This is a genomic window from Rhizobium sp. CSW-27, from assembly GCF_018760785.1.
In the GTDB taxonomy this organism is placed as follows: domain Bacteria; phylum Pseudomonadota; class Alphaproteobacteria; order Rhizobiales; family Rhizobiaceae; genus Neorhizobium.
This window is the reverse complement of the sequence record NZ_JAHHZO010000010.1, coordinates 226,085-232,981: the sequence shown is the minus strand read 5'-3', so window position 1 is coordinate 232,981 and position 6,897 is coordinate 226,085. Positions and strand designations below refer to the sequence as shown.

Sequence of the window (6,897 nt, the reverse complement as noted above, 5' to 3'; positions counted from 1 at the left end):
GCCGCGAAGTGCGGCTCGGCCCGACGGAGTTCCGGCTGCTGGAATTCCTGATGGCCTCGCCCGGCCGCGTCTTCTCCCGCTCGCAGCTGCTCGACGGCGTCTGGGGCCACGACATCTACGTGGACGAGCGCACCGTCGACGTGCATGTCGGGCGCCTGCGCAAGGCGCTCAACTTCTCCAACATGCAGGATGTCATCCGAACCGTCCGCGGCGCGGGATACTCCATGGAAGCCTGACAGCTTTCCGGCACATGATCCGATCACAAAACACCCGGTTGCCCTGCAGCCGGGTGTTTTCGTCTGCACCCTTCGCGTCGAGCGGGGTGAGCGCGTTGCGGGGGGGCGCCGGGGACAGTGAACACAAAAAAAACGGGCGCAGGGCCCGTTCTTTCGATCTCTGCGGTATCGGCTTGCTTCAGCCGCGAGCGCCGGCGACGTTGGCGGCCTTGCGCCGTTCGTTGACCGGCTGATAGGCCAGCCGCGCATGATATTTGCAATAGGGCGAGCTTTCGCCGGATTCTGCGCCACAGAAGTGGAAATCGTCCTTCAGCGGGTCGCCCATCGGCCACTTGCAGGTGCGCTCGGTGAGGTCCGTCAGGGCCAGGCGGCGCGACATCGGCACCACCACATTGACCGGCGCCTCGTAAGCCGGCTGCTGGGTGACTTCGATCTCGATCTCTTCCTTGACGACCGTTGCGCCGACCGGACGCGCAACCGTGCGCGTGGTGGTGTTCGTGGCGCGGGCCGCAAAATTCGGAGCGCGCGGCGCCGAGGTGTTGCGCGCCTGCGGGCGGCTTGCCGCCTGCGGGGTGCCGCCGGCCTTTGCGCGACCCGGCAGGTTGAGGCGGTGCACCTTGCCGATCACGGCATTGCGGCTGACGCCGCCCAGCTGCGCCGCGATCTGGCTCGCGCTCAGACCCTCGGCCCATAGCCTTTTCAACTTCTCGACACGCTCGTCTGTCCAGTTCATGCTGTCTCTCCGCCTTAGAGCATTTTGCGAGACAGAATCACTCACCCTCCGGCGAAAGAAATTCCGCCGAGCATACTACATCTATACTTTTGGTGACTAGTTCCGCCGCATGCAGTCTAGTAATTGATCTTTAACCTAATGGGCGGTGGACTCGCTGACAAGAGTCGCCGGAATCGTCGCGAATCGATTTTGGGGTTTTCCCCAACTTGCTGTCGCGGCGAGTCATTTTTGTCACAGCCTGCAAGCCTGGCGCAAGTTTCGTGGCAAGCCACGGAAAAGCCCGGAAAACCACGGGATTTGTTGACATCCCATCGCGAAATGCCGATAGTGCCGGCGCCGCCCTTTGAGGCGGCATTTTTAATTTTCCGGCGGCGAGGGTCGCCGTCTTTGTTCCTAGTGCCCAGGGAGATGTCGCCATGGCTGAAGCCGCGCTTTTCGACACGTTTGCAAGGGCCCCTCTGCGTTTCGTACGCGGTGAGGGCGTGTGGCTCGTGACGGAAACGGGCGAGCGATATCTCGATTTCGGCGCGGGCGTTGCCGTCACCTCCTGCGGCCATTCCAACCCGCACCTCGTTGCGGCGCTGAAGGATCAGGCCGACAAGGTCTGGCATCTCTCCAACCTCTACGAGATCCCCGAGCAGGAGCGTCTGGCCCGGCGTCTGGTGGAGGCGACCTTTGCCGACAAGGTGTTCTTCACCAATTCCGGCGCCGAGGCGCTGGAATGCGCGATCAAGACGGCGCGGCGCTACCACTATGCCAAGGGGCATCCGGAAAAATTCCACATCATCACCTTCGAAGGGGCCTTCCACGGCCGCACGATCGCGACGATCGCGGCCGGCGGCCAGGAAAAATACCTCGAAGGCTTCGGCCCCAAGGCGCAGGGTTTCGACCAGGTGCCGTTCGGCGACATGGACGCGCTGAAGGCAGCGATCACGGAGAACACCGCTGCCCTGCTGATCGAACCGATCCAGGGCGAGGGCGGCATCCGCGTCGTGTCCAGGGAATTCCTGCGTGAGTTGCGCGCGCTGTGTGACGAACATGGCCTGCTGCTGATGTTCGACGAGGTGCAGACCGGCGTCGGCCGCACCGGAAAGTTCTTTGCCCATGAATGGACCGGCGTCACGCCGGACATCATGGCGGTCGCCAAGGGTATTGGCGGCGGCTTCCCCTTCGGCGCGTGCCTTGCCACCGCCGAGGCGGCCTCCGGCATGAAACCCGGCGTGCATGGCACGACCTATGGTGGCAATCCGCTGGCGATGGCGGTTGGCAATGCGGTTCTCGACGTCGTGCTGGCCGATGGCTTCCTGCAGAATGTCAACGATGTGGCGCTTGTCTTCCGCCAGGGGCTTGCGGCGTTGAAGGACCGTTTCCCGGGCGTGATCGAGGAAATCCGCGGTGAAGGCCTGATGCTTGGCATCAAGGCCCGCGTGCCGGCCGGCGAACTCGCCCTTGCGATGCGCGACGAGCATATTCTCGGCGTTCCGGCCGGTGACAACGTGATCCGGCTGCTGCCGCCCCTGGTGGTGACGGCGGATGAGGCGCGCGAGGGCATCGCCCGTATCGAGCGCGCCGCTGAAAAGCTCCAGAGTGAACAGTTGAAGAAATCGGCCTGACGGCCCCCCAGGATGAGCGCGCCGCCGGATGGCGCCCCGGATGGATTGGACCATGGCATCACCCAAGCATTTTCTCGACCTCTCGGCAGTTTCGTCAGGGGAGCTGCGTACCATTCTCGATGATGCGCTGACGCGCAAGAAGGCCACCAAGGCGGGCACGGCGGACAAGCCGCTGGCCGGCAAGATGCTGGCCATGATCTTTGAAAAGCCCTCGACCCGCACGCGCGTCTCGTTTGATGTCGGCATGCGTCAGCTGGGCGGCGAGACGCTGTTCCTCTCGGGCACCGAAATGCAGCTCGGCCGCGCCGAAACGATCGGCGACACCGCCAAGGTGCTGTCGCGCTATGTCGATGCAATCATGATCCGCACCACGGACCATCGCCGCCTGATGGAAATGGCCGAGCACGCCACCGTCCCGGTGATCAACGGCCTGACCGACGAAACGCATCCCTGCCAGATCATGGCCGACCTTCTGACCTTCGAGGAGCATCGCGGCCCTGTTGCCGGCAAGACCTTTGCCTGGACCGGCGACGGCAACAACGTGCTGCACTCCTTCATCGAAGGCTCTGCCCGCTTCGGCTACAAGATGAACATGGCCGTGCCGCTGGGCTCCGAGCCGCTGGACAAGTACCTCAACTGGTCGCGCAACAATGGCGGCGAGATCATGCTCTGCCATGATGCCGATCGTGCCGTCGACGGTGTCGACATGGTGGTGACGGATACCTGGGTGTCGATGAACCAGGAGCACAAGGCGCGCGGCCACAACATCTTCCAGCCCTTCCAGGTGAATGAGCAGCTGATGAAGAGGGCGAAGGACGACGCGTTGTTCATGCACTGCCTGCCCGCCCATCGCGGCGAGGAAGTGACCGATGCGGTGATCGACGGTCCGCAGTCGGTGGTGTTCGACGAGGCGGAAAACCGACTGCACGCGCAAAAGGCCGTTCTGGCCTGGTGCTTTGGCGTCATCTGACGCGGAAGCGGCCGGTTTCCGGGACGACGCCGGGCATGCCTTGATTTATTTCGGGCATGCCCCCATCTGTCGGCTTTCCCAATTGCGCCCGCGCCGTCGGTCCGGGTGCCTCAACACGACAGCGTCGGCCTCTTTCCTGTGGTTGAGCGGTTCCGCTTGCCCGCCATATGTGCGAAACGGGTGGCTCCGGCGCGAAGGAGCAAGACATGGCAGAGGCCACTGTGGAATTCAGCGAACTCAATCTGGCGGGCGATGACCGCGTGGTGCCTTTCCAGGTGGAGGGCCTCGATGTGCGTGGCCGCGCGGTGCAGCTTGGCCCGCTCCTGAACGCCATCCTTGGCCGTCATGAGTATCCCGCCCCGGTCGCACGCCTTCTGGCGGAAGCGATCGTGCTGACCGCGCTGATCGGCACTTCTCTGAAGTTCGAGGGCCGGTTCACCGTGCAGACCAAGGGCGACGGTCCGGTCGATCTGCTGGTGGCGGATTTCACCAGCCCGGAAAGCATGCGTGCCTATGCCCGTTTCGACGAGGAGGCGCTGGCCACCGCCGTTGCCGCCGGCAGAACGGCGCCGCCGGATCTTCTGGGCGAGGGCGTGCTTGCCTTCACCATCGATCAGGGCCATGGCATGCAGCCCTATCAGGGCATCGTGCCGCTCGACGGCTCGTCGCTGGAGGAGATTGCCGGGGTCTATTTCCGGCAGTCGGAGCAGATCCCGACCAAGGTGCGGCTCGGCGTTGCCGAACTGCTGGACCGCGATGACGATGGCAAGCCGCGCCACAACTGGCGCGCTGGCGGCGTTCTTGCCCAGTTCCTGCCGCAGGCGCCGGAACGCATGCGCCAGCCGGACCTGCATGGCGGCGACGGCGACGACCGCACCCATGATCTGACGGGTGACGATGCCTGGGCGGAAGCGCGCATGCTGGTGGAAACCGTCGACACGGACGAACTGACGGATCCGCAGGTGGCGATAGAGCGGCTGCTCTATCGTCTGTTTCACGAGCGCGGCGTGCGCATCTATGAGCCGCAGGCGGTCATCGATCGCTGCAGCTGCTCGCGCGACAAGATCAAGGGTGTGCTGGAGGGCTTTACCGCCGAGGAAATCGAGGCGAGCCAGGAAGACGGCCACATCGCGGTCACCTGCGAATTCTGCTCCACCACCTATCGCTACGACGTCGCCGAATTCGAAGCCGCGTGAGAGGCCGGCGAAGGCGGGCGGCGGACCTCTTCTACTCGCTGCTGCGCGGCGGCAGATGCTTGTCGCGCGGCGGGATGTCGGTACCGTTTGCCGTATTCTGACCCCCGGCAAGGGCCGGGTGGCTCGTCTCGTCCACCACCGCGCTGGGTGGCAGGTCCTCGGTCCGCTGATAGGGAACCTCCACCCGGTTTGCGGGAACCGTTTCCTGATCCTGCACATACAAGAAGAAGAAGAGCGCGCCTGCCGCGAGCGCGATGGCGAGAGCCCCGAACAGGGCCATCAACTGCTTTTCCCGTTGCATGATGCCTCCATTGTCAGGAAGGCGAAACAGGCGGCGCCCCGGAAAGTTTCCGCGACCTCCGTCGTGAAGGCCCGTCCGGCCTGTGCTTGCCGTCATGCGAAAAGCGGAACCCGGGTTCGGGCGCAGGTTCAGTTCAGCACGCGCATCAGGCCCGGGGAATCCAGTGAAAAGGCGGGAATGGTGACGATGAAGGTTTCCCCTTCATCTGTTTCCATCTGATAGTGGCCGAACATCATGCCGGATGGGGTGTCGAGCGGGCAGCCGGAGGAATATTCGAAGGTGTCGCCGGGCTGCAGGCGAGGCTGCTCTCCCACAACGCCGGGGCCTTCCACTTCGTCCACGATGCCGTTCTGGTCGGTGATGTGCCAGTAGCGGTGAACCAGCCGCACCGTCAGATCCGAATGGTTGGATATGACGATACGATAGCCCCAGACATAGCGGCTGTCCTCCGGATCGGACTGCTCCTCCAGATAATAGGGCTCGACTTCGACCTCGATATCCCTTGTCCGGGCACGATACATGCGCGACACCTTCACTGCGTATCGTTAGGGATATCGTACAGTATGGGCGGAAGGTCAAGAAATCCGCCCATATTGAATGTGGTGATCGACAAGTTTTGCCGGCCCTGCGACCGGCATCGTCGCAGAAAAAGCTCAGGCGGAGACCTTGGAAAGCGCCTGGACCAGATCGTCGAGCAGGTCGTCGGTATCTTCGATACCGCAGGAAAGACGCAGCGTGCCGCCGGAAATGCCAAGCTCCGCGCGTGCCTCATCCGTCAGGTTCTTGTGCGTCGTCGTGGCCGGATGCGTGATCAGGCTCTTGGCGTCGCCCAGATTGTTGGAGATCTTGATCACCTCCAGCGCATCCTGCAGCGCAAAGGCCGCATCCTTGCCGCCCTTCAGCTCGAAGCAGACGAGCGTCGAGCCGCCGGTCATCTGGCGGGCAATGATGTCGGCCTGCGGATGGTCCTTGCGACCCGGATAGATGACGCGGGCGACCTTGCCCTGGTCGGCAAGAAAATCGGCGATCCTTCCGGCGCTTTCCGTCTGCTGCTTCACGCGCAGAGGCAGGGTCTCGATGCCCTTCAGCAGCGTCCAGGCATTGAAGGGTGACATGGCGGGGCCGGTATGGCGGAAGTAGTCATGCAGGTTTTCGTCGATCCACTGCTTGTCGGAGAGGATGACGCCGCCGAGGCAGCGGCCCTGGCCATCGATATGCTTCGTCGCGGAATAGACGACCACATGCGCGCCGAGTTCCAGCGGCTTCTGGAAGAGCGGCGTTGCAAACACGTTGTCGACCACCAGCTTGGCGCCCACCTGGTTGGCGAGCTTCGCCACGCCCGCGATATCGACCACTTCCAGCGTCGGGTTGGTCGGGCTTTCCAGGAAGAAGACCTTGGTGTTGGGGCGTATCGCGGCTTCCCAATTGGCGAGGTCACGGCCATCCACCAGCGTGCACTCGACGCCGTATTTCGGCGCCAGCGTCTCGACGACGTAGCGGCAGGAGCCGAACAGGGCGCGTGCGGCAACGATGTGGTCGCCGGCCTTGACCTGGCAGAGAATGGCAGCAGACACGGCGGCCATGCCCGATGCGGTGGCACGGGCGTCTTCGGCGCCTTCCAGCGCGATCATCCGCTTTTCGAACATGTCGTTGGTCGGGCTGCCGTAGCGGGCATAGATGAAGCCGTCCGTCTCGCCCTTGAAGCGGGCTTCGGCCGCGGCGGAATTTTCATAGACGAAGCCCTGCGTCAGGTAGATCGCTTCGGAGGTTTCGCCATACTGCGAGCGCAGCGTGCCGCCATGGACGAGTTGGGTTGCGGGGCGCCAGGTCTTGCTCATGCGTGTCACC

Annotated in this window: 8 protein-coding genes; 4 read left to right on the top strand and 4 right to left on the bottom strand. The window is 63.6% G+C overall.

The features are described 5' to 3' along the window. A partial coding sequence (locus tag KLP42_RS19235; protein WP_215568564.1) for a winged helix-turn-helix domain-containing protein occupies positions 1 to 236 on the top strand: 236 nt, incomplete at its 5' end. Positions 237 to 414: 178 nt separating this feature from the next. Here the strand turns inward: KLP42_RS19235 and KLP42_RS19230 are convergent. Beyond that, positions 415 to 969: a GcrA family cell cycle regulator gene (locus KLP42_RS19230; protein WP_215568563.1), complete on the bottom strand. Its 555-nt coding sequence runs from the start codon at positions 967 to 969 to the stop codon at positions 415 to 417. A 416-nt stretch (positions 970 to 1,385) separates the two neighbouring features. On the opposite strand from KLP42_RS19230, the gene KLP42_RS19225 reads away from it, so the two are divergent. The 3 genes from KLP42_RS19225 to KLP42_RS19215 all read left to right on the top strand — a co-directional run bounded on the left by KLP42_RS19225 (position 1,386) and on the right by KLP42_RS19215 (position 4,748). After that, on the top strand, positions 1,386 to 2,582 hold the full coding sequence (locus tag KLP42_RS19225; RefSeq protein ID WP_215568562.1) for an aspartate aminotransferase family protein: 1,197 nt from the start codon (positions 1,386 to 1,388) through the stop codon (positions 2,580 to 2,582). A gap of 52 nt (positions 2,583 to 2,634) precedes the next feature. Then, positions 2,635 to 3,552 (top strand): ornithine carbamoyltransferase, encoded by a 918-nt coding sequence (gene argF / locus KLP42_RS19220; protein WP_215568561.1) that lies wholly within the window; start codon positions 2,635 to 2,637, stop codon positions 3,550 to 3,552. 206 nt (positions 3,553 to 3,758) lie between these two features. After that, the gene (locus KLP42_RS19215) at positions 3,759 to 4,748 is read left to right on the top strand and encodes an Hsp33 family molecular chaperone (protein WP_215568560.1); all 990 of its coding nucleotides are present in this window, start codon (positions 3,759 to 3,761) and stop codon (positions 4,746 to 4,748) included. A gap of 31 nt (positions 4,749 to 4,779) precedes the next feature. Here KLP42_RS19215 and KLP42_RS19210 read toward each other — a convergent pair whose 3' ends face one another. The 3 genes from KLP42_RS19210 to KLP42_RS19200 all read right to left on the bottom strand — a co-directional run bounded on the left by KLP42_RS19210 (position 4,780) and on the right by KLP42_RS19200 (position 6,887). Then, the gene (locus KLP42_RS19210; RefSeq protein WP_215568559.1) at positions 4,780 to 5,049 is read right to left on the bottom strand and encodes a hypothetical protein; all 270 of its coding nucleotides are present in this window, start codon (positions 5,047 to 5,049) and stop codon (positions 4,780 to 4,782) included. Positions 5,050 to 5,177: 128 nt separating this feature from the next. Then, positions 5,178 to 5,570 (bottom strand): Co2+/Mg2+ efflux facilitator ApaG/CorD, encoded by a 393-nt coding sequence (gene apaG, locus KLP42_RS19205; protein WP_215568558.1) that lies wholly within the window; start codon positions 5,568 to 5,570, stop codon positions 5,178 to 5,180. Between the two features lie 132 nt (positions 5,571 to 5,702). Next, complete coding sequence (locus KLP42_RS19200; protein WP_215568557.1) at positions 5,703 to 6,887, bottom strand: O-succinylhomoserine sulfhydrylase; 1,185 nt, start codon at positions 6,885 to 6,887, stop codon at positions 5,703 to 5,705. Positions 6,888 to 6,897 lie beyond the last annotated feature (10 nt).

What these genes read in the sequence shown, in the direction of transcription:
- KLP42_RS19230 (WP_215568563.1), bottom strand. Translation starts at nt 969, where the DNA reads ATGAACTGGACAGACGAGCGTGTCGAGAAGTTGAAAAGGCTATGGGCC.
- KLP42_RS19215 (WP_215568560.1), top strand. Translation starts at nt 3,759, where the DNA reads ATGGCAGAGGCCACTGTGGAATTCAGCGAACTCAATCTGGCGGGCGAT.
- apaG (WP_215568558.1), bottom strand. Translation starts at nt 5,570, where the DNA reads ATGTATCGTGCCCGGACAAGGGATATCGAGGTCGAAGTCGAGCCCTAT.
- KLP42_RS19210 (WP_215568559.1), bottom strand. Translation starts at nt 5,049, where the DNA reads ATGCAACGGGAAAAGCAGTTGATGGCCCTGTTCGGGGCTCTCGCCATC.
- KLP42_RS19225 (WP_215568562.1), top strand. Translation starts at nt 1,386, where the DNA reads ATGGCTGAAGCCGCGCTTTTCGACACGTTTGCAAGGGCCCCTCTGCGT.
- argF (WP_215568561.1), top strand. Translation starts at nt 2,635, where the DNA reads ATGGCATCACCCAAGCATTTTCTCGACCTCTCGGCAGTTTCGTCAGGG.
- KLP42_RS19200 (WP_215568557.1), bottom strand. Translation starts at nt 6,887, where the DNA reads ATGAGCAAGACCTGGCGCCCCGCAACCCAACTCGTCCATGGCGGCACG.